The 24,187-nt window shown below is 66.4% G+C and carries 21 protein-coding genes; 3 read left to right on the forward strand and 18 right to left on the reverse strand.

What is annotated here, in order from left to right:
* Window positions 1–58 precede the first annotated feature (58 nt).
* The 7 genes from ACFTSF_RS19815 to ACFTSF_RS19845 form a co-directional block, all read right to left on the reverse strand.
* Window positions 59–622 carry a DUF1707 and DUF4870 domain-containing protein gene (locus ACFTSF_RS19815; protein ID WP_380155117.1) on the reverse strand — a complete coding sequence of 188 codons (564 nt, stop codon included), beginning with the start codon at window positions 620–622 and terminating at the stop codon, window positions 59–61.
* Window positions 623–691: 69 nt separating this feature from the next.
* Window positions 692–1,171 carry an SsrA-binding protein SmpB gene (smpB, locus tag ACFTSF_RS19820; protein WP_344158108.1) on the reverse strand — a complete coding sequence of 160 codons (480 nt, stop codon included), beginning with the start codon at window positions 1,169–1,171 and terminating at the stop codon, window positions 692–694.
* Window positions 1,172–1,356: 185 nt separating this feature from the next.
* The gene (locus ACFTSF_RS19825) at window positions 1,357–2,790 is read right to left on the reverse strand and encodes a peptidoglycan DD-metalloendopeptidase family protein (protein WP_380155118.1); all 1,434 of its coding nucleotides are present in this window, start codon (window positions 2,788–2,790) and stop codon (window positions 1,357–1,359) included.
* Between the two features lie 66 nt (window positions 2,791–2,856).
* Entirely contained in the window at window positions 2,857–3,768 is a 912-nt protein-coding gene (gene ftsX / locus ACFTSF_RS19830) for a permease-like cell division protein FtsX (protein WP_344158102.1), read from the reverse strand.
* A 43-nt stretch (window positions 3,769–3,811) separates the two neighbouring features.
* Window positions 3,812–4,501, reverse strand: coding sequence for a cell division ATP-binding protein FtsE (gene ftsE, locus ACFTSF_RS19835; RefSeq protein WP_132407842.1), 690 nt, complete (start codon window positions 4,499–4,501; stop codon window positions 3,812–3,814).
* A gap of 196 nt (window positions 4,502–4,697) precedes the next feature.
* A complete protein-coding gene (locus ACFTSF_RS19840) occupies window positions 4,698–4,862 on the reverse strand; it encodes a hypothetical protein (RefSeq protein ID WP_380155119.1) in 165 nt (54 codons plus the stop codon).
* A complete protein-coding gene (locus ACFTSF_RS19845) occupies window positions 4,855–5,241 on the reverse strand; it encodes a hypothetical protein (RefSeq protein WP_380155120.1) in 387 nt (128 codons plus the stop codon). Before ACFTSF_RS19845 ends, ACFTSF_RS19840 begins: the two co-directional genes overlap by 8 nt.
* Window positions 5,242–5,357: 116 nt before the next feature.
* Between ACFTSF_RS19845 and ACFTSF_RS19850 the strand changes: the two genes are divergently transcribed.
* The 3 genes from ACFTSF_RS19850 (at window position 5,358) to ACFTSF_RS19860 (ending at window position 8,198) form a co-directional block, all read left to right on the forward strand.
* Window positions 5,358–6,428, forward strand: a complete 1,071-nt coding sequence (locus tag ACFTSF_RS19850) for a carbohydrate kinase family protein (protein ID WP_380155121.1) — start codon at window positions 5,358–5,360, stop codon at window positions 6,426–6,428.
* Between the two features lie 94 nt (window positions 6,429–6,522).
* Window positions 6,523–7,794, forward strand: coding sequence for an ABC transporter substrate-binding protein (locus tag ACFTSF_RS19855; RefSeq protein ID WP_380155122.1), 1,272 nt, complete (start codon window positions 6,523–6,525; stop codon window positions 7,792–7,794).
* Window positions 7,794–8,198 carry a cytidine deaminase family protein gene (locus ACFTSF_RS19860; RefSeq protein ID WP_380155123.1) on the forward strand — a complete coding sequence of 135 codons (405 nt, stop codon included), beginning with the start codon at window positions 7,794–7,796 and terminating at the stop codon, window positions 8,196–8,198. The genes ACFTSF_RS19855 and ACFTSF_RS19860 overlap by 1 nt, the downstream gene beginning before the upstream one ends.
* A gap of 2 nt (window positions 8,199–8,200) precedes the next feature.
* Here ACFTSF_RS19860 and ACFTSF_RS19865 read toward each other — a convergent pair whose 3' ends face one another.
* The 11 genes from ACFTSF_RS19865 to ACFTSF_RS19915 form a co-directional block, all read right to left on the reverse strand.
* Window positions 8,201–8,530, reverse strand: a complete 330-nt coding sequence (locus ACFTSF_RS19865; RefSeq protein WP_380155124.1) for a helix-turn-helix domain-containing protein — start codon at window positions 8,528–8,530, stop codon at window positions 8,201–8,203.
* A 1-nt stretch (window position 8,531) separates the two neighbouring features.
* Window positions 8,532–8,900, reverse strand: coding sequence for a type II toxin-antitoxin system RelE/ParE family toxin (locus ACFTSF_RS19870; protein WP_380155125.1), 369 nt, complete (start codon window positions 8,898–8,900; stop codon window positions 8,532–8,534).
* An 8-nt stretch (window positions 8,901–8,908) separates the two neighbouring features.
* Window positions 8,909–9,262, reverse strand: coding sequence for a YciI family protein (locus tag ACFTSF_RS19875; protein ID WP_380155126.1), 354 nt, complete (start codon window positions 9,260–9,262; stop codon window positions 8,909–8,911).
* Window positions 9,259–10,254 carry a TIGR03842 family LLM class F420-dependent oxidoreductase gene (locus tag ACFTSF_RS19880; RefSeq protein WP_380155127.1) on the reverse strand — a complete coding sequence of 332 codons (996 nt, stop codon included), beginning with the start codon at window positions 10,252–10,254 and terminating at the stop codon, window positions 9,259–9,261. The genes ACFTSF_RS19875 and ACFTSF_RS19880 overlap by 4 nt, the downstream gene beginning before the upstream one ends.
* A gap of 9 nt (window positions 10,255–10,263) precedes the next feature.
* Complete coding sequence (gene hydA / locus ACFTSF_RS19885; protein WP_380155128.1) at window positions 10,264–11,670, reverse strand: dihydropyrimidinase; 1,407 nt, start codon at window positions 11,668–11,670, stop codon at window positions 10,264–10,266.
* An 11-nt stretch (window positions 11,671–11,681) separates the two neighbouring features.
* Window positions 11,682–12,524, reverse strand: coding sequence for a nitrilase-related carbon-nitrogen hydrolase (locus ACFTSF_RS19890; RefSeq protein ID WP_380155129.1), 843 nt, complete (start codon window positions 12,522–12,524; stop codon window positions 11,682–11,684).
* Between the two features lie 272 nt (window positions 12,525–12,796).
* Window positions 12,797–13,249 carry a hypothetical protein gene (locus tag ACFTSF_RS19895; protein ID WP_380155130.1) on the reverse strand — a complete coding sequence of 151 codons (453 nt, stop codon included), beginning with the start codon at window positions 13,247–13,249 and terminating at the stop codon, window positions 12,797–12,799.
* Entirely contained in the window at window positions 13,246–19,632 is a 6,387-nt protein-coding gene (locus tag ACFTSF_RS19900; RefSeq protein WP_380155131.1) for an RHS repeat-associated core domain-containing protein, read from the reverse strand. The genes ACFTSF_RS19895 and ACFTSF_RS19900 overlap by 4 nt, the downstream gene beginning before the upstream one ends.
* Window positions 19,632–23,108 (reverse strand): LamG-like jellyroll fold domain-containing protein, encoded by a 3,477-nt coding sequence (locus ACFTSF_RS19905; protein ID WP_380155132.1) that lies wholly within the window; start codon window positions 23,106–23,108, stop codon window positions 19,632–19,634. The genes ACFTSF_RS19900 and ACFTSF_RS19905 overlap by 1 nt, the downstream gene beginning before the upstream one ends.
* Window positions 23,109–23,300: 192 nt before the next feature.
* Window positions 23,301–23,960, reverse strand: a complete 660-nt coding sequence (locus ACFTSF_RS19910) for a PhzF family phenazine biosynthesis protein (RefSeq protein ID WP_380155133.1) — start codon at window positions 23,958–23,960, stop codon at window positions 23,301–23,303.
* 4 nt (window positions 23,961–23,964) lie between these two features.
* Complete coding sequence (locus tag ACFTSF_RS19915) at window positions 23,965–24,144, reverse strand: hypothetical protein (RefSeq protein WP_344158051.1); 180 nt, start codon at window positions 24,142–24,144, stop codon at window positions 23,965–23,967.
* Window positions 24,145–24,187: the final 43 nt, after the last annotated feature.

Genomic DNA, 24,187 nt, shown 5'->3' on the forward strand with positions numbered 1-24,187 from the left:
CCTCGGGTGGAAGATCCACACTATCAAGTCCAACAAGCTGCTCGCACCTGGGATTCCCCTACTTGATCAGGCGCAGGGTGAAGGGGTAGCGGAAGTTGGAGCCGGCCGCGGTCGCGATGCCGCCGACGCCGGTCAGGATGAACCACATCACGCCGAGGATCGGGAACGCGAAGCCCAGGAACGAGCCGACCACGCCGGTCAGGATGCCCAGTACGGCGAACGCCATGAACGCGGTCAGCTGGAAGTTCAGCGCTTCCACGGCATGCCGTCGTACGGCGGGGTTCTTCTGGCCCGCGGTCGCGACGACCAGGGCGGGGCCGACGAAGAAGGTCGGGTAGCCGAGCCAGTGGGCGACCGTGCCCATGCCGCGGCCGTCGCCGGTGTTGTAGCGCTGGAGCGGGGCCGGGCGGCTGAAGGCGGCCGGGACGTACGTCGGGACCGGGCGCGCCATCAGGCCGTCGAACGTGCTGTTCAGCTCGGCGCGCGTCTGCGACTTCAACGCCAGCTCGAGGCGGGTGTCGAACTCGAACTTGTCGACGCGACCATCGGCGTACATTTCCTGAAGAATTTCGACGGCGCGATCCCGCTGTTCGGTCGTCACCCGCAGCTCTGAAGTGGACATGCATCCACTGTCTCCGCCCGGCGGCCTCCACCCCATCGGGTGCGCCCCGGAGACACCCCTGAGGGGACCCTAGTCCCTGCGACGGGTACGGTCGGAGAGAGCGCGCTGGGCCTCACGGCTGGCCTGGCGTTCGGCGAGGGCATGCCGCTTGTCGTAGTCCTTCTTACCGCGGGCGGTGGCCAGCTCGACCTTGGCGTAACCGTCCTTGAAGTACAGCGACAGCGGGATCAGCGAGACGCCTTGCTGCTCGACGGCCTTCACCATTTTCGCCATCTCGTCCTTGTGCAGGAGGAGTTTGCGCGTACGGCGGGGTTCGTGGTTGGTCCACGTGCCGTGCTTGTACTCCGGAATGTGCATTCCCTGGAGCCACAGTTCGTTACCGCGGACAGCGGCGAACGCGTCGACGAGGGAGGCCCGGCCCTGCCGCAGGGACTTCACCTCGGTCCCCGTCAACACCAGGCCGGCCTCCACGACGTCCTCAATGTGGTAGTCGTGTCGCGCCTTCCGGTTCTGCGCGATCGGCTTCTGCTGGCCGGTCTGTTTCACCATCCGACCAGTATCTCAGACTGCTGGCGGTCGGCGTTGTCATTTGCTTCAGTGCCAGCGGCGTCCAGGTGGGTGCATCGCAAGGCGGAGGACGTGCCTCGATGCGGTGTTCATCGTGGCGCGTCCTCCAACGCAGCGAGGTGCCCGCCTGGGCGTCGCTGGTGCGAAGGAAATGGCAACGCCGACCGCTAGAACCACTTCATCGGATTAACCACCCGGCCGTCCTGGTACACCATGAAGTGCAGGTGACAACCGGTCGAGTACCCCGTCGTACCGACGTACCCGATGATCTCGCCGCGGGTGACGCGTTCGCCGACGCGCGCCTTGTAGCGGGACAGGTGGTTGTAGACGGTGGTGACGGACGAGCCGCCGATCACTCCGTGTGAAATGAACAGCCGGTTCCCGTAGCCGCCGTTGTAGTACTTGTCGGTCACCCGACCACTGGCCGCGGCGCGGATCGGCGTACCGCAGGCGCCACCGAAGTCGGTGCCGTCGTGCAGCTTCCAGTAGTGCAGGATCGGGTGGAACCGCATCCCGAACGGCGACGTGATGTAGCTGTCGATCGGCCTGCTCAGCCGGCCGCCATTGTCCTCGGGATCGTTCGGTACCGGACGCGGCGGCCGGCCCTCGCGGCGGGCCTTCTCGCGCTCAGCCTTCTCCCGGGCGGCCCGGCGACGCTCGGCCGCGGCCTTCTCGGCACGGGCCCGGGCGATCAGGAGTTGCTCGACCCGGTTGCGCTCGGCAAGCAGTGCGTTGTACTGCGTCTGCTCGGCGATCTTCTCGCGTTCCGCCCGCTTGTAGAGGACGAGCTTCTCCTTCGTGACCGCCTCGGCCTCGGCCTTGTCGGCAGCGACCTGCCTGGTCAGCTCGGTCACTTCCTTGACCGTCTTGGCCGACTCGGCCCGCGCAGCCTCGGCGGACTGCTCGGCAGCGGCGACCTTGACCTGCCGGCTGGCGAGCTGCGCCTGCGCGTTGTTCAGGTTGGTGATCGCGTTGCTCTGGATGCCGAACACGTTCCGTTGCACCTGGATGCCGGTGGCAACATCCGCCGGCGACGCGCCCTGCAGCGCGATGCTCAGGCCGACCAAACTGTTCTGTTGCTGGTACGCCGAACGTACGGCGCGACCGGCCAATGCGCGCTTCTCCGCGAGTGCCCGCTGCCCGGCTTCGACGTCGGCCACGGCTTTCCGCAGTGCTCGCTCAGCGCGCGCGAGTTTGCCCGCGGCAACGAGATCGGCGGCTTTGGCGGCCGCGAGCCTGCCCTGAGCCGCGGCGTACCGGGTCTGGACGACCTTCAGCTTCGCGTCGGCCTTGGTGTAAGCCGTGACCGACTTGCCGAGCTGGTCGGAAGCCTCGGCCAGTTCGGCCTTGGACTTACCGAGCTGGGCGTCGAGTTCCTTCTTCTTCTGGGCTGGATCGGGCGGATCCGCCTGGGCAGACGGAACCGCCGCCAGGACTCCGGCGGACAGGGACAGGACAAGGCAGCATGCGGCAACGACCGTCTGCCGCCCCTGCGGTCTCGTGCGGGACCGCGGGCGCGGTGTGGCCGAGGTGCCGGTGCTGTCGTCTCGCTGGATGCTCGCCCGCTTACGCGGGTCTGCACCGGGGAAGTGCGGGACCACAGGTCGACCCCTTGCGTCTTGAGTTGTCGTGCAATGAGACTTCCACTGCACGATAAGTCACGCAGGTCAGACTTTGAGGTATTTCCGCGTCGTCAGGAATGTCGGGATCACCGCGAGGACCAGACCGACCACGACCATGATGAGCGTGGCACGGAAGGTTTCGGTGGCGCCGACCCACTGCCAGACCTTGAACGTTTCCTGGGCGCGTCGCATCACCACGAAGTACACGCCGAGCCACAAGGTGCCGCAGGCAAGCACCGCGCCGATCAGCGCGGCCAGGATCGCTTCCAGCAGGAACGGCAGCTGGATGTAGAAGTTCGAGGCGCCGACGAGTCGCATGATCCCGATCTCCCGGCGTCGCGCGTACGCCGCCAGTCGGATCGTGTTCGAGATCTGCATCAACGCGGCGACCAGCAGCAGGGCGGCCGAGATGTAGGCACCCCATTGGACGCCTTCGAGGGCCTTGAACAGTGGATCGAGGTACTGCCGCAGGTCCTGCACGTTGTCGACGCCGGGCAGGCCGGCGACCGCACTGACCAGGTTCTGGTACTGCTTGGGATCGCGCAGTTTGACCCGGAAGGACTCCTGCATCTGGTCCTCGGTGACCGTCGAGGCGATCGGCGAGTCCTTGTAGAGCTTCTTGAACTGCGCGAAGGCATCCTTCTTCGACTCGCCGAACACGCCGTCGGGCGCGGTGTCCGGGTTCGACTCGATCACCTGGCGGATCCGGTTCTTCTGGTCCTGGGTCACCTCGGCGCCCGAGCAGCCGCGGCCGCCGGAGTCCTTGGTGCACATGAAGACCGAGATCTGGATCTTCCCGTACCAGTTGCCCTTCATCAGCCCGACCTGCTCGTTGGCCAGCAGCGCGCTGCCGAACAGTGCCAGCGAGACCCAGATGGTGACGACGACCGCGATCGTCATCGACAGGTTCCGCTTCAGGCCGATGCCGAGATCGGAGAGGATGTAGTTCAAACGCATTGTTCAGTCAGTCCCTGTCATTCGCCGGAGTACTCGGCAGCGGTCAGTGCTGGTAGCCGTAGACGCCGCGCGACTCGTCGCGGACGACATGACCGTTCTCCAGCTCGATCACGCGCTTGCGCATCTGGTTGACGATCGACACGTCGTGAGTGGCCATCACGACCGTGGTCCCGGTCCGGTTGATCCGGTCGAGCAGCTTCATGATGCCCTCCGACGTCGCCGGGTCCAGGTTTCCGGTCGGCTCGTCGGCGATCAGGATCATCGGCCGGTTGACGAACGCCCGCGCGATCGCGACCCGCTGCTGCTCACCACCGGACAGCTCGTCCGGCAGCCGGTCCTGCTTCCCCTCGAGCCCGACCAGCTCCAGCACCTCGGGCACCGTCTTGCGGATGTGCGACCGCGGCTTGCCGATCACCTGCAGCGCGAACGCCACGTTCTCGGCGACCGTCTTGTTCGGCAGCAGCCGGAAGTCCTGGAACACCGTCCCGATCTGCCGCCGCATCTGCGGGATCCGCCAGCTCGCCAGCCGGTTCAGGTCCTTGCCGGCCACCATGATGTGACCCTTGGACGTCCGGTGCTCACGCAGGACCAGGCGCAGGAACGTCGACTTGCCGGACCCGGAGGTACCGACCAGGAAGACGAACTCGCCTTTCTCGATCTCGACGTTGACGTTCAGCAGAGCGGCCTTGGTCTGGCCCTCGTACGTCTTGGAAACATTCTCGAAGCGGATCACGGGATCATCCGGCCGTGGTCGGGAACAGGAAGCGACGCAGCGGTAACCACGTGGTGCACCGTACGCCACCGAAGCGGCCGCGCTCAGCCTAGCCCGTCCCCGGCGCGCCGCCGACCACCCACACCAGCGGAGTCCGATACCCGGCGTACGGGGCCGTGCGCGCGTCGTACGGCGAAGTGCCGACTCCGCAGGTGGATCAGGCCGGGGCGGGGGACGGGCCGGTGCCGGGGGCCGGGCGGGCGCCGGCTATGCGGGCTACGGCGGCGTCGGGTTTGCGGCCGGCTCGGCGGGCGGCTTCTACGTGTAGGCGGGCCAGCTCCACGGCTTGGCGGGAGACCGTCACGGTCTTCTTCTCAGCCATCTTCACCGTCTCCCTCGACGACCTCGATCTCGGCGTCTGCAATCTCAGCGTACGCGGCCGCGCCGACGCGGTCGATCGCCACGGCGGCGGTCAGCGCGGCGACGAGGTCGTAGTCCTCTGGTTGTAACAGCTCCGACCTCATGAGTGAGCGGAGCGTGACGACACCGGCATCCGTGCCGGCTTCGTCGCCGTCGAGGATCTGCTCGACCGCCCAGCGCACCATCCGCATCGTCTCCTCGCGGTGCCGCCAGGTGTCCAGCTCGCGATCGGACTTGCGGGTCAGGTAGGCGCCCAGCGCGACGCCGCCGAGCGCCAGCAGCGGGCTGAGGACCGTCATCACGACGCCGACCACGGAGATCCAGACCGGAATCACCGACACACCCCCAAAACCATCGAGTTCCTCCCCTGTTCGGCACCGGTGACCGGTCGATGATGTTACGTAGAAGCATTCCATCCGTCACCGACAAAACGCGCGCCCTCCGCGGTCGGCCCAGAATGACAAGGAACGAGGTCACCGTGATCGACGAGTCCGAGGCGTACGACGTCTTCGTCCAGGGAACGGTGTTCCTGGACATCGTGCTGACCGGGCTGGAGTCCGCGCCGACGACCGGGACCGAGATCTTCGCCGAAGGGATGGGGTCGTGCCCGGGCGGGGTCGCGAACTTCGCGATCGCCGCCAGCCGGCTCGGTCTGCGCAGCGGCCTGGCCGCGGTCTTCGGCGACGACGTGTACGCCGACTTCTGCTGGCGGACCCTGGCCGACCAGGAGGGTGTCGACCTCTCGCACTCCCGCCGGATCGGCCATTGGCATTCCCCGGTCACCGTGTCGATGTCGATCGACCGGGACCGGGCCATGGTCACGCACGCGCACGAGGCTCCCGGCGATCCCAGCAAACTGGTCGGTCCCGGGCTCAAGGCCAGGTCCGCGATCGTCCCGGTCGCCGATGACCTGCCCGACTGGGTTCAGCAGGCGAAGCAGTCCGGCGCGCTGTTGTTCGGCGACGTCGGCTGGGACCCGACCGACGAGTGGTCTCCGGCCGTGCTCGACGTACTGGACGGGTTCCACGCGTTCACCCCGAATGCGGCCGAGGCGATGGCGTACACCCGCACCGACACTCCGAAGGCCGCGCTGCACAAACTGGCCGAGCGGGTTCCCCTCGCGGTCGTCACGAACGGCGCGGACGGCGTACTGGCGATCGACTCCGAAACCGGTGAAGAGGAGCACATCCCCGCGCTGCCAGTGCGTTCGTACGACCCGACCGGTGCCGGCGACGTCTTCCTCGCCTCGCTCGTCCTCGGCACCCTCCGCGGATGGCCGCTGGCGCACCGCCTCGCCTTCGGCAACCTGTGCGCTGGTTTGTCCGTCCAGCACTTCGGCGGTTCGCTGGCGGCGCCCGGCTGGGGCGACATCATCGACTGGGTCCGCGACCACAGCAGGCACCGCCCCGGCGACGTCGACCCCGAGATCCTCAAGCACTACACCTTCATCGGCGACGTCCTGCCCGCCGGCCCGGTACCGATCGTCCGCCGCGCCTCCGCCACCATCGCCCGCCTCTCCGACGCCTGACTCCTCAATCGTTTGACCAAGTCGCGGAAATCCCCGCGGCGAGAGCCCCACGAGTCGTAGGGTCGAGGGACCCTACGGTTCTGGAGGCGGCGTGATGGGCGGGTTCAGCAGGCGGCAAGTGCTGGGGCTTGGCGGCGGTCTGGCGGCGGTCGCCGTGGCCGGTTGCGGTTCCAACTCAGGCCGTCCCAACAGCGGCGGCGGAGACGGCTCGAAGGCGACGCTGTCGCAGTGGTACCACCAGTACGGCGAGGCCGGCACCCAGCAGGCGGTCGAGCGGTACGCGAAGGAGTACCCGGATGCGACCGTGACGGTCCAGTGGTCGCCGGGTGACTACGACAAGAAGGTCGCCACCACGCTGCTCACCGAGCAGGGCCCGGACGTGTTCGAGTACGGCAACGGCCCGACGATCGACATGATCAAAGCCGGCCAGGTGGTCGACCTGAGCGACGTACCGGGTGAGGCTGCCGCCGACTTCACGCCGTCCCTGATCAAGCGGATGACGTACCAGGGGAAGCTGTACGCGATCCCGCAGGTCGCAGACATGCAGCTGCTCGTGTACCGCAAGAGCCTGCTCAGCGCGGCCGGCGTCCAGCCGCCACAGACCGTCGACGAACTGATCGACGCGGCCAAGAAGCTGACCACCGACAAGGTCAAGGGCCTGTTCGTCGGCAACGACGGCGGCGTCGGCGTACTCGGTGGTCCCGCGCTGTGGTCGGCCGGTCTCGACTACCTGACCGACGACGGCAAGTTCGGCTTCGACGACCCGCTCGCGGCCGAGTCCCTGAAGAAGCTCCGCGAACTGTTCACGTCGAAGGCGCTGCTGCTCGGCGCACCCGCCGACTGGTCCGACCCGTCGGCATTCACGCAGGGCCTGACCGCGATGCAACTCACCGGCCTGTGGACCCTGCCCGCGATCGAGAAGGCGTTCAAGGACGACTACGGCGTACTCCCCTGGCCGAAGCTGAACGCGACCACCGGCGCCCCGAGCGTCCCGGTCGGCGCCTACGGCTCCTGCGTCAGCTCGAAGTCGAAGAACGTCGAGGCCGCGAAGAAGTTCGTCAAATGGCTGTGGGTCGACCAGACCGACAAGCAGCTCGACTTCGCCCAGGCCTACGGCTTCCACATCCCGGCCCGCAAGTCGCTGGTCGAGAAGGCCGAGAAGCTGAAGTCCGGCCCGGCCGCCGAGGCCGCCAAGTTTGTCAACGAGAACGGCCACGCCCAGACGCCGATCCTCTGGTCCCCCAAGTCCGGCACGGCGTACTCCGACGCCCTGAACCGGATCATCCGCAGCGGCTCCGACCCGGCCACCGAGATCAAGGCGGTCAAGTCCGTCGTCGACGCCGAACTGAAGCGGATCGCCGGCTGATGGACCTGCGCCCCCTCACCCCCGAAGACCACGAGCTGATCGACCTGGCCCGCCGTACCGTCGAGGAGAACACCGACGGCCCCGACGGCATCTACACGATGGGCGCGGCCGTCCGCAACGCCGACGGCCGCCTGTTCGCGGGCATCAACCTCTACCACTTCACCGGCGGCCCCTGCGCCGAACTCGTTGCCCTAGGCCACGCCCGAGCCTCCGGCGCCCGCGACCTCACCACCATCGTCGCCGTAGGCAACGAAAACCGCGGCGTCCAGGCCCCCTGCGGCCGAGATCGCCAAGTATTACTGGACTATCACCCAGACATCCGCGTAATCCTCCCCGGCCCCGACGCCCCCGGCTCAGTCCACATCACCGCCCTACTCCCCGGCGGCTACCGCTGGGCGCCGTGAGGTCAGGCCACCTTCCAGGTGCGCTCACCGAGAGTCGCCACCACCTCGACAGTGCCACCCAGAGCAGTCACGTACGCGCGGACGACGTCGATTCCTGAGACTTCGCCGCTTTCGATCTTCGAGACCCGCGCCTGCGAGACCTGAAGTAGTTCAGCCAGCCGGACCTGGGTGATCCCGGCGGCCTTCCGCATCTCGGCAAGCTGATGCCCGCGCACATAAGCCTCAGTCCGCTCGTGCGCAGCTTGCTTCGCCGCCGCACGCTCCGCGGGCGTCCGCGGATCAATCGCCCGGGCCTTGGCCTTGACGTCTTCCCAGTTGGAGTATGTATTCATTTCACTCCTCCACTTTCAGTTCGATCAGATGCTCAGCAAACCGCTCGTCCGCCAGCGGAACTGCCACGCGATACCAACTGTCCCACCGACCCGACTTGTCCCCCGCCACCAGAATGATGGCCTCGCGCATCGGGTCGAAAGCGAAGAGCATCCGAATCTCGCTCTGACCCGATGATGCCGGACGCAGTTCCTTCATGTTGTGAAACCGGCTACTTCTCACCCTGTCAACCAGCGGCCGACCGATCGCCGGCCCTTCATGAGCCAGCAGATCAACCGCGCTTTCGATCAGGTCGGCTGACTCCGGATCACCGTCACAGAGCTCCAGGTACCACGCCTCAACTGCGGAGTGAAGTCTGATCGTCCAACCCATAGAGCAGACTATAACTTATCAGTCATATTTCCGTCGAGCTGGATTTCGCCTTCGCGGAACCACCAGGTGATGGGCTCGGCGACCAGGATTCCGGCCTGTACGGCGGGGTCTGCGGCCGCGTGTTGGCGGGCTTCGTCGAGGCCTACTCGGTAGACGCAGAGTCCGCGGAGCGTTTCGTCGGTCTGCTCGCGGAAGGGTCCGGCCGCGCCCATCACGCCCTCCGTGCGGAGCTTGTCGAGGAAGGCTAGATGCGCCGCCTGGACGGCATCGGATTCGTCGTCGGTGAGGTCGGGCGGGTTCGCCGGGCGGCGGAGGAGGATCAGGGTGAGTGACTCCATGCCCGGGCGAGGCGCCGTACTCATGAGAAGGCCGGGATGATGTCTTTGCCGTAGGCCGCGAGCGTCTCTTCCTTGGCATCGTGCTGGAGGTAGACGGCGAACTGGTCGACCCCGAGCGCTTTGAGCTCCTCCAGGCGGGCGAGGTGGTTCTCGACCGGGCCCAGGACGCAGAAGCGGTCGACGACCTCGTCGGGGACGAAGTCGGTGTGGGTGTTGCCGGCGCGGCCGTGCTGGCTGTAGTCGTAGCCCTTGCGGCCCTCGATGTAGTCGGTGAGCGCCTTCGGTACGCCGCCGCCGTCGCCGTACCGCGCGACGATATCGGCGACGTGGTTGCCGACCATCCCACCGAACCACCGGGTCTGCTCACGCTGGTGCTCGAGGTCATCGCCGACGTACGCCGGTGCTGCCACGCAGAACTTGATCGCGTCCGGGTCCCGGCCGGCCTCCTCCGCAGAACGCCGTACCGCGGCGATCATCCACGCGGCGATATCCGGATCGGCCAGCTGCAGGATGTATCCGTCGCCGACCTGACCGGTCGCCGCCAGCGCCCGCGGCCCGTACGCCGCCACCCACACGTCGAGCGCGCCGTCCTTCACCCAGCCGAGCTTCAGCTCCTGACCGCGATGGGTCACCGTCTCGCCGCGCGCCAGCGACCGCACGACCTCGACACACTGCTTCATGTCGGCGATCGTGCCGGGCTGAGCACCGAGCGTGCGCAAGGCCGAGTCGCCGCGGCCGATCCCACAGACCGTGCGGTTCCCGAACATCTCGTTCAGCGTGGCGAACTGCGACGCGATCACAGTCCAGTCCCGCGTCCCCGGGTTCGTCACCATCGGGCCGACGATCACGCGTCGCGTCGACGCCAGGATCTGGCTGTAGATGACGAACGGCTCCTGCCACAGCAGATGCGAGTCGAACGTCCACACGTAGTCGAACCCGGCGTCCTCCGCCTTCACCGACAACTCCACCACCGCGGACGCCGGCGGATCACACTGGAACACCACTCCGAAGTCCACAGCTGCCCCCTAAACCAGGTACGACGACAGGCCGCGCTTCAGGTACCGGCCGCGACCCTTGCGGCCATGGTAGTTGCCGTCAGCCACGATCACCTCGCCGCGCGAGATCACTGTGCCCACCCGGCCCTGGATCTCGACCCCTTCGTACGCCGAATAGTCCATGTTCATGTGATGCGTCCCGACGCCGATCCGCGTCGTACCGTTCGGGTCGTAGATGACCAGGTCCGCATCCGAGCCCGGCGCGACGATCCCCTTCTGCGGGTACAGCCCGAACATCCGGGCCGGCGTGGTCGCGATCGTCTCCACCCAGCGCTCCAACGACAACTGCCCGTCGACGACACCTTGGTAGATCAGGTCGACCCGGTGCTCGACCCCGCCGATCCCGTTCGGAATCTTCGAGAAGTCGCCGAGACCGAGCTCCTTCTGATCCTTCATACAGAACGGGCAGTGGTCGGTCGACACGATCGCCAGATCGTTGCTCCGCAACCCCTTCCACAGGTCCTTCGCATGCGACTCGTGCTTGCTGCGCAGCGGGGTCGAACACACCCACTTCGCCCCTTCGAACCCGGGCGCGCCGAGCTGGTCCTCGAGCGTCAGATACAAGTACTGCGGGCAGGTCTCGGCGAAAACGTTGCGTCCGGCATCTCGCGCCTTCGCCACCGCCTCCAGCGCCCCGCTCGCCGACAGGTGCACGATGTACAGCGGGCAGTCCTTCGCGACCTCCGCCAGTGCGATCGCCCGGCTCGTCGCCTCGGCCTCCAGCGCCGCCGGCCGGGTGATCCCGTGATAGATCGGATCCGTCTCGCCCCGCGCCAGCGCCTGCTGGATCAGTACGTCGATGGCGATGCCGTTCTCCGCGTGCATCATGATCATCGCGCCGTTCTCCCGCGCGGTCTGCATCGCCCGCAGGATCTGGCCGTCATCGGAGTAGAACACCCCGGGATAAGCCATGAACAGCTTGAAACTCGTGATCCCCTCGTCTCTGACGAGCGCATCCATCGCCTTCAGTGAATCACCGTCCACGCCGCCCAGGATCATGTGGAACGCGTAGTCGATATGACAGTTCCCGTCGGCCTTCGTATGCCAGGCCTGGAGGCCGTCCTGCACCACCTCACCGGTCTTCTGTACGGCGAAGTCGATGATCGTCGTCGTACCACCCCAGGCAGCCGCCCGAGTCCCCGTGTCGAACGTGTCACTGGCCGCCGTACCGCCGAAGGGCAGCTCCATATGCGTGTGCGCGTCGATCCCGCCGGGAATCACATACTTGCCGGTGGCATCGACCACTTCGTCCGGCGTGATCGTTGCACTGAACAACGGATCGAGCAGGGCAACGATCTTCTCCCCCTGCACCAGCACGTCGGCCAACTGCGTCCCGGTCGGCCCGACCACGGTCCCACCCTTGACCAGCAACGTCATTCTGGCTCCCTCTACGGCTTCGTCAGGTCCCCGTAAGCGTCCGGCCGGCGATCCCGGTAGAACTGCCACCGGTCCCGCACCGTGTCGAGCAGGTTCAGATCCAGGTCCCGCACGATCAGCTCCGGGTCATGGTCGTGCCCGACCTCCCCCACGAACTTCCCCTCCGGGTCCACGAAGTACGACGTACCGTAGAAGTCGTTGTCCCCGTAGTCCGACTCGATCCCGACCCGGTTGATCGCCCCGATGAAGTACTCGTTGGCCACCGCACTCGCAGGCTGCTCAAGCTGCCACAAGTACGCCGACAACCCGCGACTCGTCGCCGACGGATTGAACACGATCTTCGCCCCCGCAAGCCCCAACGCCCGCCACCCCTCAGGGAAGTGTCGGTCGTAACAGATGTAGACCCCGATCCGCCCGACCGCAGTGTCAAAGACGGGATACCCCAGGTTCCCCGGCCGGAAGTAGAACTTCTCCCAGAACCCCTTCACCTGCGGAATATGGTTCTTCCGGTACTTCCCCAAGTACTTGCCATCAGCATCGATCACGGCAGCCGTGTTGTACAGCACCCCCGCCTGCTCCTGCTCGTACATCGGCAGCACCATCACCAGACCGAGCTCCGCGGCCAGCGCCTGGAACCGCTCAGTAGTGGGCCCCGGCACACTCTCGGCGTACTCGTAGAACTTGGGATCCTGCAACTGACAGAAGTAAGGCCCATAAAAAAGTTCCTGGAAGCAAATAACCTTCGCCCCCGCCTGCGCCGCCTGCCGCGCATACTCCTCATGCGCCTTGATCATCGACTCCTTGTCACCAGTCCAAGAAGTCTGCACCAACGCCGCCCGCACAACCTCCGCCACAGGAACCTCCCGAAGTCGCCGAGCACTCATCCTGCATCCGCACCCCGAGAGAGTCAACGGATGTCTCCGGCCGGCCTACCCGCCTGTACCGCTCCAGGCGTGCGCCGGCTGGGCATAGACCTCGGCGACCACCGCGCGCCTACTGCACCCCTGTGGGCAACACTCCGAGTCAACAAAATGCACGAAGTGACATCTGTGACGGGCGCTACCCGGCCGAGCACCGCAGCACGGGGCCGCCAAGTGGCGACCCCGTCCGAGGCTGGGTCCGCTGGTTATCGAACTGGGTCGCCGGGGAGAAAGGCCTTCCACCAGGGCGTGGCCAACCAGCGGCCGTAGTAGGCGGTCTGTTCTTCTACAGTGCCGACCTTACCGACGGGGGCGTCGTCGAATACAGAAGCTGTGTGGTGGATACCGAGGAGGGTCCGTCGGCTGAGGATTTCAACGGTGGCAGAGTTTGCCCAGCGACCGCGGCGCATGTTCGCGTCGATTCTGGCCCCTGCGCAGCACAGCTTGAAACCACGATGGCCGGTCTCGTGCCAGAGTGCGACGAAGGCTGTCCACAGTCCCTGTCCGGCCCCGGTGTAGGTCGCGCCGTCCGGAGCCGTCAGGGTCAGGGTCCACTGCGAGTCCCCAGCCATCCGTCGTTCCAGGGGGCAGACCGTCTCGACTCCGTCGACCGAAACGGTGATCTGCTCCATGACACGACGCTCGGGATGCTCGTTCATCCGCCGAACCCGGGGTTCATCACCGGCGGTCCGTCCCAACCTCCGAAGAGGGTAGGCCTCGCTGACTTGATGTACTGACTGGGAATGTTCCCCACGAAGCTGATCTCCTTCTCCTTCCGCCACAGATAGGGAAGTTTAAGGGTTTTACGCGCATTGATGCCGTTGCCGGGATCTGCGATCTCGTAAACCCAGCCACGATGGGTGTCTGGGTCCTGGGCCGAGAATGACTTCGCTTGCCCCTTCGAGGTCGAGGTCGACACCCAGTTGCCCGGCTTGTTGGTCAGCACGAACTCCTCGTACGTCGCGTCGCCTCCCTTCGCGGTGAAACCAGGCCCGAAGATCTTGTCGGGGCCGCGGGTGTCGCCGCGGAAAAGCGTCCGGGCCTTCCCTGCTCCTTGACCGGCGACCTTGCCGAGGAGGGATTTGCCGGCGGCGCCCGCACCTCTGGCCGCTGCGCCTGCCAGGGCGCCGGCGCCGATGCCCAAGGCACTACCTGCGGCGCCTGTGGCGGCGCCCCCAATCACCTCCTTGGCGTAGTTGGCAGTGCTGAACGACTCCTGCTCGTCGAGGGCTATCCGGGCACCGTACCCAAGGCTGGCACCAGCCGCACCCATGACTGCTCCCGCGACAATCAGACAGCCGAGGCCGGCGGTCGCGCCGCAGAAGGCCGCGACTCCGACCACGGCGACGCTGATCGCGATCGCCTCGCCGATTTCGGAAGCGTGGTCCTTGGCCCACTCGTGGGCTTCGTCGACCTTGTCCTTCACCTCGTTGACGTGCTTCTTGATCCAGCCGCCGAAGCCGTGCTTCTTCTTCTTGTGGTGGTTGGTGCCGCCGTCGTTGTCGTAGTCGTATCCGCCGTTGGGGCCTCTGGGGTTGGGGTTGTCGTTCGGGCCGCCGGAGGGGTAGAGGACGTCGACGTCGTCGTCGGTGTAGCCGCCGCCTCCGGAGCCGGGATCGAAGTCCTTCAGACCGCTGGGGTCGGAACCGGTGATGGGGTTGTCATTGGCGTAGGTGTAACCGAGCAACTGCTGGGGGTCGTTGGGGTCCAGCATCGGGTCAACACTGATGAAGCGCCCGATCGCCGGATCGTATTCGCGAGCACCGAGAGTGGTGAGACCGGTGTCCTCGTCCTGAGGTTTGCCGAGAAATCCGCGGTTGTCGGGCCACGTCGCCGGCCTTACCCCACGCGGATCGCCGAACGGTTTGGCGTAGCGCTTGGTAGCAACCATGGTGTCGGCGTCGACTGCTACCTGAGAGGTGCCGTGATAGTCCGGAACCAGCCAGGACATGTCCGAGGTCTCGGTTCCGTTCGCCGAGCGGACGCCGATGGTCTGGCCTGCGAAGTCGTACTGACGCTTGCCGACGACCTTGCGTGTCGCCTTGTCCAGGGTGAGTTCCAGTTCCCCAAGGAACAGGGTCGTCTCGGTGGGGCCTCGACGGACCAGGAGCGTCCCTTCCGCGTCATAGACGTAATTCGTGTCTCCACCAGGACCGGAGAGCTTTTCCAGCCTGCCTTGGGGATTCCAGCTCAGATTCTGTCCCGGGCGAACTGTCGTGTTACCCCGGGCGTCGTAGTTGTAGTTCTTGACCGGGCCGGCGCCGATGCCGGTCTGGGTGACGCTGGCCAGGGTGTGCGGTCGGTCGGTGTTGTAGTTGAAGGTGCTTGTGGTGTCCCCGGCGGTCGAGTGGTCGACCTGGGTCTTTCGTAGCCCGATCGGGGTGTAGGTCCAGGACTGCCAGTACGGCGCTACTCCACCGAGGCCGAGTGAACTCGGCGGCTGGGTGCAATCGGCGTTCGCGGGGGTCCAGGCTTCCGTGACGCGGCGCTGGCCGTCGTACTGGAAGCACTGGGCGTCGCCGCCGGAGGTGGACGGGACCAGGTTGTGGTCCTTGGTGATGTTGCCGGTCGGGTCGTAGGTGTAGACGTGGTCGGAGAAGATGTCGGCCTTGCCGGCCGTGGTCCGGGCGAGGCGGCGGGTGCCGTCTTCGTAGATGTTGTTGATCTCCATGTCGGCGGCTGAGCCGAGCATGAGCTTCGTGACGCCACCGAACGGGTCGTATTCTGTGCCGTTCACATAGGTCCGGTCGCTGTGCATCTTCAGCGGCAGGCCGATCGCGTTGTATTCGTAATGGATGTCCTCGGCACCAAGTCCGCCACCGGCCGACTGCGACGTCATCTCGAGTGTCTTGGCATCAGGTTTGTAGCCGAAGTTGGTCCAGTAGCTACCATCGATCTCGACGCCCTCGACCGACGGGATCACCCGCGTCACCTGGGTCGGCTTGTAGAGGACGTTCCGGTCGTTGATCAGCGTTCGGTACGCTGGTCCGGCCTTGCCCGCCGTGTAGCTCGCGGACTCGGCCACCTGCCCCAGCAGGCCGGTCTTGTCGTATTTCCAGTCGGCCAGCAAGTTCTCCGGCGCGACACTGGACTGATACAGCCCGGTCTTGCGATCCAGGACGTCATAGGTTGTGATGAGGGTCTTGTTCGCCGAGTCGGTGCTCGAGATCAGCCGGTCGCCCTCGTCGTATGTCGAGGTTGTCGTCCCCGAATCTGGGTCCGTGCTCTCGATCTTCCGCCCGCGGAGGTCGTACTTGGACGTCCAGACGCCACCCGAACCGTCCATCCGGGTCAACCGACCGGCCATGTCGTAGGTGTACTTCGTGCTGTCCGGCGTACCTGTCGCGGTGTTGCCCTTGAACTCGCGCCGCTCGATGATCTGACCATTGGCGTCCGACACGGTCGCGGTCGCCGGACTGCCGGCCGGCGGTAGCACAGTGGTGGTATCACCGCCGTAGACCGTTGCGGTCGACCACTTCGGCTGCAGCATGCTCATGAAGGTCGACTTCACGATGCGACCCGAGCCGTCGTACTCGTTGAAGGTCTGGCTCGGCACCGAGGCGTTGGGAATCGCGACGAGGGTGGCCGATGGAGCCGCCGAGTTCCAAATACCGCTGTTCGAATAGATCGCCGAACCACGTGAGTCGTAGCGCGTCTCGCTGATCACGCGGCCGCCGTCGGCCGCAGGCGCCTGACTCTGGCGATCCCTCAGCATCGAATCGAACAGTTGGTACGACGTGTTGTACCCGTTCGCCTCGATGTTCAGCTGATCCGTCCGGATCGTTGAAGGCGCCGTGTTCGAGACCGTGTAGGTGTACTTCGTGTTGGCGAGCTTGGTCGACGCCGGCGCCTGGCTCGGCAACCAAACCCCGGTCAGCCGGCCGAGAGCGTCGTACGCCAGTTCGGTGACCTTGCCGTTGACGTCCGTCGTCTTCGACGGCACTCCCCATTCGGCCTTGTACGTTGTCGTCGAGGCGAAGCTCACCGGTGTACCGCTGAAGTTCGCGACCTTCGGCTGGTTGACCGTCATCTGCGTGAGCGGACCAGTCAGGGCCGGCGTGTAGGTGGTGGTCGTGATACGCCCGAGCGTGTCGCCGGACGAGGTGACCCGGCCAAGGACGTCATAGCCCTTGGTTCCGGCGTTCTGATAGACCGGTACGCCATCGGTGTAGTGGTGCAGGCGCTGGATCAGCGTCGCGTCGCCCAGCGTCGCGACGCCGTAGGCCTTGCCGTCGTAGAAGGTCCGGACGTCAGTCTGGACCCGGCTCTCCGGTGGATTCGCCGACTCCGAATCGCATGCTCCTGTCGACGTGACGCTCCGGATAGGCAGCGCGAGTAGCCAGGTGGCCGTGTTCTTCAGGTAGTTGGTGATGGTGCAGGTCTCGTCGCCGGTTTTCGCGGCGTCGCCGTGGTCGGTGACCTTGTTGGGGAGGTTGTTGTCGGGGTCGTACGTGGTTGAGGTCGCGCTGACGAGGTCCGGGCGGCCGCCGTCGCGGGCGATCCGGTTCTGGGTTGCCGACGTGCCTACGAAGTTTGACTTCAGGGTGCCGCCGGGGACGGCGTACGACGCCTTCGGAGTGATGAGGTAGTCGGTGATGACGCCGGAGACCTCGGTGTTGGAGGTGGCGTGCTGGTAGGTGATCTGCTCGCGTGGGCTACCGGACAGCGCCTCGGCATCGGCCCGTACGCCGCCTGTGGTGTCGGTGACGTCGACGTTCTTGACGGCCGTGGTGCCTTCGAGTTTGTCGCCGTCCATGCCGCGGAAGTACTTCGTCACCGAGCGGCTGCGTGGGCGGGTGTTGTCGCCCGGGTCGCCGCTGTACGTCGTGACGGTGCTGTAGCCGCGCCAGTCCGACCAGGTTTTGTCGGCGTCCTTGATCATCGGCGACTGCTGGTAGTGCCAGGCACCGCCGCCGGAGTACGCGTACTGCGTGACCATGGGCGCGCCGTTGCCGGTCTGGTCGGTGGTGACGACGTTGTCGACGACGTACTTGTGGAACCAGTCCTCCCGCTCGACCTCGCCGTGCGGCTTCCACTTCACGGGGTAGCAGCGCTTGGTGTTGGTGTCCTTGGCCGGGCGTTCGCCGGACATGCACTCCTTGCCGGCGTAGTTCACCATCACCTTGGCGCCGGTCTCGGTGTTGATCTCACCGACCCGGTACCGGACCAGCCCCGGGAGGCCGTCGGTCCGAGTGTCGACCCGGTTGGCCAGGCCGACCGGCTTGAAGGTCACGTCCGGCACGGAGAGCGCCGTACCGACCTTGCCGCTGTGGGAGATGCCGTTCAGCCACATCGGCTTGCCGTCGGCGACGTCACCCGGCGTCGGGAAGGTCAGGTTGGTCTGCCAGAAGTCGACCGGCTGGTACGTCGAGCCGTTCAGCACCTGGGTCTGGATCTGGTACAGGCGCTTGCGCGTGAAGAACGTCGGCGAGACCTTGTTCGTGCACGCCGTCGTCCCCTCGCAGACCTGGTCGAACGGGACGTCCGGCCAGTTCCCCTTGGTCGTTGCGTTCAGCACCGAACAGTTCGCGAGGCAGCGTTCGGCCGCGGTGAAGACGACCTGCTGCGGCGCCTTCACCCCGTCGGCAAGCGACGCGTCCCGCAGGCCGTAGTCGATCCGGTTGAGGTAACCGCCACGCACGTACGACGTACCGGGCGACGCGACGCCGTTCTTGGCGTAGTTGTTGAGCTCCTTGGTGTACCAGTACGACATGGCGTTGCCGTGCAGGTCGACCACGTAGTCGAGGTTCCAGCGCCAGCCCAGGTTGCAGCCGGTGGCCGTGGTGTTGCAGGGCTCGCCCGCGTCGTCGCCGTACACAGGGGCGGTGAAGACCGAGTTCGTGACGGCGGTCAGACCGGCCTTCAACTTGTGCTTGCCGAAAAAGTACTGGGTCCCGTCGGTGGTGGTGACCTTCCAGTACTCCTTGAGCGCGTCACCGTTGTCGTCGGTGCCGATGAGCTTCTCGACCTTCGACCCGTCGTCGTTCTTCAGCTTCCACGTGCTGGCACCGATCGCGTCACCGGCGGACCGGACGAGCTCGTTGGACTTGCCGTTGAGCGTCAGCGTGGCGTTGTCGTACTTCCAGCACTGGTCGTACTTGCCGACCTTGCCGTCCTCGTCACAGCTCGTGTACTTGCGCTCGACGAAGGATTCCGTCAGGTCGAATCCCTCACCGACCCACGAGACCTGGTTGTTGGAGGCCGAGGTCCGGCCGTCGACCGACTGCGCCGAGTACGAGAAGGCCAGGCTCGGCGTCGGCCCGGCCGCGGCGGGCGGCACCCGGAGCGGGTACGACCAGGTGAAGTCACCACTCGACCCACCACCCGACCAGCTCGACGATGCCGAGAGGCTCGTCGCCGAGTAATCACCAGCGCTCGAATCCGAACCGGCAGAGATCGCGAAGACCGACTGCTGCGCACTCAACGGCGCGGTCGTCGTGACAGTCTTCGCAGCCGGATCGTTGGACGTCTGCAACGGTGTGCTGGTCGCACAACCCGGTGCCTTGGGCGTCGTGAGGACACAAGCCGGGAGTGCGACGACCTCCAGCCGCGCGGCCCAGTCGCCGCCATACGCGTTCTCGTAGCCGGAGTAGTCAAAAGACAGCTGTACGTCGGACTTCGCGGCCGTGCTGGCTTTGACCAGTACGCCGCTCACTCCGGCGCGCGCACTGGCCGCCTGGTCGAGGAAGTCGAGGTCGACCGTGGCCGGCGCCGTACGTTTCGCGGAACGTGCGGCGACCGGCCCGGCCGGCTTGTCGGTCGCGGCGTTGACCGCGATCGTCTGGCGACCCGGAGCCGGCCAGTGCACCGGCCGGTTCGCGAACTCGGTCGTCTTGGCGACGGCCTTCTGCAGGTCCGCCGACTCGACCGGAGCCGCGGCCGGCGGGACGTCCTTGACCTTGACGCTCTTGGCCTTCACCGGCTTCGGCCGGTCCGGGCTTCCCGCCTCAGCCGCGCTGGTCGGCCCGACGATCGCCACCGTGGCGGTCAACGACAGCGCGAGCAGGACCGGGAGGGCGCGGGTCCGTAGCTTGAGCTTCATCAGGAACACTCCGTCGGGTCGTTGCTGAACTCGATGCAGAGCTGGCGTTGCGGTACGACGCCTGTGTAGACACGCAGGTCGTCCATCGCGGCATTCAGGGGTGAGTAACCCGTGTCGGTCTCGTCCGGCCGAGCGACGATCGTCGCGCTGCCCTGGAACGGTGTCGTGAACGTCGCGGTACCGCCGTCGCCGGACCGGTCCGTGATCAGCAAGGTCATCTGGTCCGTGGCAGCGCTGTACTGCGCCGCCAGGGCCGTCCACTCGCCGGCCGTGGTCTGGTTGGTCGGTTGAGTGACGCTCACGTACGCGCCGGTGGTCGTGTCACTGGCGGCCCGACTGAAGACCCATTCGGCGTCGTCGTCGGTGCCCGGGCGATATTCGATCCGCCAGGAGTCCTTGTTGGCTCCCAACTGCCGCACGAACACCTGCTTCTTCGTCGGATCCTGAACCTTCACCCACAACGTCACCGTGAACGAAGCCGTCGAGTCGACCAGCGGCCGGTTGACCGCGAGCAGCTCCGAGGTGGTCCCGGTCGTGGTCAGGACGTTGCCGCGCTCCGGGTCCTCGACGATCGCCGAGGTCTGGTCCGGCGAGCCGGCGAAGCCGGAGACGGCCCAGTCCTGGCCGTAGACGGTGTCCTCGCTGACCCAGACGCCGTTCGGACGGACGGAGACGCTGTCGAAGGGGAACTTCGCGGCGAGCGAGGCAACCGGCTCATCGCTGCCGGACGGGCCGGTGCGCGGGTCGGCGAGCACATTCGCCTCGGCGGCCGAGATCGTGCGGGGGTAGATCTTCACATCGTCGACCGCGCCGTTGAAGACGCCCTTGAAGGTGCTGACGCGGTACGAGCCGACCTCGACCGTCCCGGTTCCCTTCCAGGGGGTGTGGCTGAAGCTGACCGGAGCACCCTGGATGCGGCCGTTGACGTACAGCGTCATTGTCTTGTTGGTCGCATCGAAGACACCGAGCACGTGCGTCCAGGCGTTCAGGACCGGTACGGCGGTCGAGTCCACCCGGGCTTGGCCGGCTGTACTCGAATCGGTCAGGTTCTGCATGAACGACCAGCGGGTGCCGGTGTAGCGCAGCAGCCCGGCGTTGGCCTGGGTACCGGTGATCGACACGATGCCCGAGTCCTTCGAAACGGTCGGGCGGGCCCAGGCCGAGATGCTGAAGTTCTGCGAGGTGTCGATGAAGGTTCCGGCACCGCCGACGGTGGCGCGGTTGTCGCCGTCGTTGTTGCCGTCGAAGGTCAGCGAGCCGCCGACTCGACCGGCATCGTCGAACTGGGCGCCGGTCACCGCGAGCGGGTGATTCTTACCGGAGGAGTCGGCGGCCGTCGTACCGGATCCTTCGTCGAAGTTCCACGCGCCTGATGGCGGCAATCCGGGTCCGACGTTGATCCGGTGGTACTTCGTCGTACTCGCGTGGTCGGCCGCATCGTGGCTCTTGGCCCCGAGCGTCATCAGGGTCTGCCCGGGAGTGAGCAGGTCGACAGTCACCGAGCGTCCGTTGACGCGCGTCATCTTGCCGTTGAAACCGTAGCTGAGCGCTGAGACATCAGTGCTGGTCGAGGAGATCGTGTACCGCACCTTGGCGCCGAAGGGCACCGAAACCGGGCAGACGTCAGGTGTCGGGCTGGTCAGGCAGTCCTGCAGCGTCTGGCCGTTGTAGCTCGCGGTGATCGTTGGCGCGGGTGGTGGCGTCGTGTCGATCTTGAAGTAGCAGGACGGCGACCATGCCGAGGCCAGTGTGCCGCCCTTGACCGCGTAGAGCGTGCGGGCCCGGTAGGTGTACATGACGTTGGTGGCCAGCGGTGCCAGCGGCTGCCCCTTGACCTTCACCCCGGGTGCGACCGTCGGGCTCTGGAACGTCCAGACGGACTGGGACGGGCTGACGATCTGCCACTGAACGACGATCCGGGCCCCGGTGTCACCGGCGCCGACCCGGCCCTTGCCATAGATCCACGGCACGGTCGAGGCGATGATGGCGGGGTCTGTCGAGGGGTCGCAGCCGCTGGGCAGGTCGGTGCTGGTGGCTGCCCCGAGCTCGTACGCCGGCAGCGGGTAGGCGGCGTACTCGATATCGAGCTTGCCGGTGCTGTTGAACTGCTTCCAGGCGATCCCGTCGGTCTCGCTGGTCGCCCGCAGCCGGAAGGTCGCGGTCTTGCCGTTGGCCGTGGAGGTGTACTGCATCGAGTTGGTCACGTCGAACTCGACGGCGCCCGCGGGGCAGGACGAGTTGTAGCCCTTGGCAACGGTCTGGGAGGCTACGTCGGCCTGGCCACCAGGCGCGTTGTTCCAGGTCGTGGCCGACCCGACAGCCGCGGTGCGCGACACGGTGACCGAGCGCGCGGCGCAACTGGCCGAGTGGATCTCCCAGGTGCGCAGCGACGAGCTGAGGATCTTCTTGCCGGTGTACGCCGCGACGTCGAACTGGAAGTAGGTGCGCACGATCTTGTGCTGCTCGAAGTCCTCGAACCCGACACCCAGGCTGTGCGTGGTCTTCCAGAACGGCGTGGTCGGGTACAGCTGCCAGATCGCGGTCCAGCCGTTGCGGTCGACCGTCTTGATCGTCGGGTCGATGACGACCGGGAACTGCGTGTCCGCGGCGGTCAGCAGCTTCTGATCCGGCGTGACCGTCAACCCCTGCTTGCTACCGGAGAACTGCATCAGCGCCCGCTTGGACGGGCCCGCGGGTCCCCGCTCGACAGCCTCGGCAGCGACACCCTTCGTCTTGGTGACCGCGCCGGCCGAGTCCCACATCAGCGGCTCGCCGACCGTCAGCACCTCGCGCCCGGACGAGTCGACGTACGACGGCCTGCCGGGCTGCGTGGTGCGGAGGCTGAGGTTCTTGGTGGTGACCGGGAAGGTCAGGCTGCGCAGCGCCGGGTTCGCGGCGGCCGCACGGTTCTGGACGACCAGGTTGTAGCTGAAACTGCTGTCCGCGGCGTCGACGACAAGGTCGACGCCAGGCAGCACAGCGGCGTACGTCGCCTTGGATCCGGACAAGGTAGGTGCCGGGAGCAACCAAGGTGCCTTGAGCTCGAAGATGCCGCCGGACCGCGTGAAGCGGGCGAGCGGGCCGTTGCCGCCGGCGGAGAAGACGATGTCGGTCGTCGACGCCTTGGGCGCGATCAGGCCGTCGGGACGAACCGCCAGACTCGTGTCGACGGCGGTCCACACGCCGTCCTTCTGGACGCGGACCGGCTGGTTGGCGATCTCCGCCTTCAGTGTGCCCTGCGGGGTGGCGACGGTGCGCGCGTACGGCGTCGTCTTCTCCTCCACCTCGACCGAAGTGTTGAACCGAGCTGCCAGTCGCGTGGCGTCGGCCACGGTCTTCGCCGAGGACGGCGCGACCTCCGGCTTCGCCTGCGCGACTACCGGAACGGCTGCGAGACCCGCAGCCAGCACCGATGTGATCGATAGGACGCTGATCGGGCGCACGAAAGCGCGCAAGGACCACCGATTGGAAGACATACCTCACCCCTGGAATTCAGCACCGCCGAAAAACGCGAACCTCCCCCGAGGCGCGCCACTCGGAGGTCGGCCGAGGGCGGGGCAAGACTGACCCGCGGCTACTCGCCGGGTCAACGAAATTGCAGGTAGTGACAGACTTGGCGAAAGTACCTGGTCAATTGACCAGAAGTGGTATTCGCGCAGGTCAGAGGGCTATTCCGCCCATACAACCCGGCCGCCGACCGTCGCGTGGGACGGCGGGAGGTGGGTGGTGTGGAGGTGCGAGCCGAGGCCTTGGATGATGTGCAGATCGCGGCCGAGCAAAGCCGTCAGTTGGGTGGCCGCGGAGCCGGTGGCTTCGTCTTCGGGGACGCCCATGGCGGGGGCGAACGCTCGGGAGCGGAGGATGCCGGCCGCCTTGTCCTGCCAGGACCAGAGGTAGGTGTGGCCGGCCGGGTAGGCGGCGGGGTTTGCGGCGATAACGTCGGCAGGCGTAGCCAGCTCGGTCCAGTCCCAGTCGCTACCCCAGCTGGTGTCGGCTTGGACGGAGACCAGGTCACCTTCGAAGGTGACGGGGATTTCGCCGGCTGGCGTCTGCAGGGACGGTACGGCGTGGCCTTGGCTGCGAAGCCACCAGGCGACACCGACGGTGGGGTGGCCGGCGAACGGCATTTCGCCGGTGGCGGTGTAGATGCGGACGGCGCCGGTCGACGCGTCGTCGACGTACACGGTCTCGCTGTAACCGAGGTGAGCGGCCAGGGCTTGGCGGCCACTGGGTGGGACGAGGTGGCCGGCGACGATGCCCAAGGGGTTGCCGAAGTGGCCGTCCTGGTCGGTGAAGACCTTGACGACGGCGACCGGGAGATCGGTCAAGGGGTCAGAGGACCGCGATGAGGACGATGACGACCACCAGCAGCACTGCCGCGCCGGCGATGGCGAGGATGCGGCCGTTCGGCTTGGACTCGGCGGGAGCCTCGCCCTCGCTGACGAAGGCACGGAACATCTGGGTGTTCGCGCCCGGGTCCTGCTCGTTCTCAGGGGTGTTCTGGTCTGCCATGGCACCTGACCATACCGTGAGGCCGTTTCGTGTACCATTTGGT

The organism is Kribbella sp. NPDC056951, from assembly GCF_042674205.1.
Lineage (GTDB): Bacteria > Actinomycetota > Actinomycetes > Propionibacteriales > Kribbellaceae > Kribbella > Kribbella yunnanensis.